General features: G+C 60.8%; 1 protein-coding gene. It reads right to left on the bottom strand.

All coding sequences use genetic code 11. The features are described 5' to 3' along the window. Positions 1–134 precede the first annotated feature (134 nt). Complete coding sequence (locus tag OPU69_RS19915) at positions 135–1,151, bottom strand: IS110 family RNA-guided transposase (RefSeq protein ID WP_498513295.1); 1,017 nt, start codon at positions 1,149–1,151, stop codon at positions 135–137. Positions 1,152–1,236 lie beyond the last annotated feature (85 nt).

The raw sequence follows: 1,236 nt of genomic DNA, 5'->3' as shown, positions 1-1,236 counted from the left end.
CCCTAATCACGTCATCGCGCTCGAAGCGCTGTGACCCCCTGGGTTTCACCAACCCCCGGTCTGACCGGTTCGTCATCACTACTAAGCTGCTCCAACGCATCCCATCACGCGATTATCGAGTGACGGAGATCTCCTTATGCGGCGGCGGCGTAGACTTCCTTTCGCGTCATCACGGCCCAGGCAATCCGTGCTGTTTTGTTGGCGAGCGCCACTGTCGCGATCTTCGTAGGCTTGCGCTCGAGCAGGCCGGCCATCCACGGTTGGCGAGCGGGATTCTTGCGCGTCATTCGCATAACAGCAGTCGAACCGACGACCAGGAGCCGACGAAGATAGCCATCGCCTTGCTTGGTTATTCCGCCGAGCCGCTCTTTGCCGCCCGAGCTGTTCGCACGCGGCGTGAGACCAAGCCAGGCGGCGAACTGGCGACCCGATCGGAACAGAGATGCGTCGGGCACTGCCGCCGCGATAGCCGAAGCCGTAATTGGACCGATACCCGGGATGGTTGCCAATCTTCGGCTCGTTTCGTCGTTACGGTGCCAGTCGAGAATCTGCGCCTCAAGCCGATCGATCTCGCTCGCTAGTGCCCTCAACTGAGCGGCAATGCCATTGAGAGCGGAACGCGCGTGTGCGGGAAGCCTGTCGTGTTCTTCGTGCAGCGCCCTCAGGAACTCCGCTACGCCGCCAGCGCCCAGCCCCGTCACAATCCCGTACTCAGCTAAGTGGCCGCGAAGCGCGTTGATCAACATGGTGCGCTGCCGGACCATCAGGTTGCGACTTTTGTGGAGCATCAGTACCGCTTGCTGCTCCACCGACTTCACAGCGACAAAACGCATCGTCGGGCGGGTGACCGCTTCGCAGATTGCTTCAGCATCCGCGGCATCAATCTTCCCACGCTTCACATACGGCTTCACATAAGTTGGCGGCATGAGGCGCACCTCATGGCCGATCGCCATCAACTCACGCGCCCAGTGATGCGCAGAGGCGCACGCTTCCATGCCGACCAGGCAAGGCGGCAACGCAGCGAAGAAGCGGATAACTTCGGTCCTGCGCAGCTTGCGCCGGATCAGCACTGCGCCATCAGCGGCGATGGCGTGAACCTGAAATACATTCTTCGCCAGATCCAATCCGACGGTGACAACCTCCTGCTCCATTGAACGACTCCTAGACGTGGACCTACAACGACCACATCATCGCACAGCTCTGCTTGGTGCGGAGGTCGTCCACGACATCACGTCA

This window comes from Blastomonas sp. 34TW (assembly GCF_059803595.1).
This window is presented reverse-complemented; position numbering and strand designations above follow the sequence as displayed.

Coding starts and splice junctions, on each gene's coding strand:
- OPU69_RS19915 (WP_498513295.1), bottom strand. CDS start 1,151: ATGGAGCAGGAGGTTGTCACCGTCGGATTGGATCTGGCGAAGAATGTA.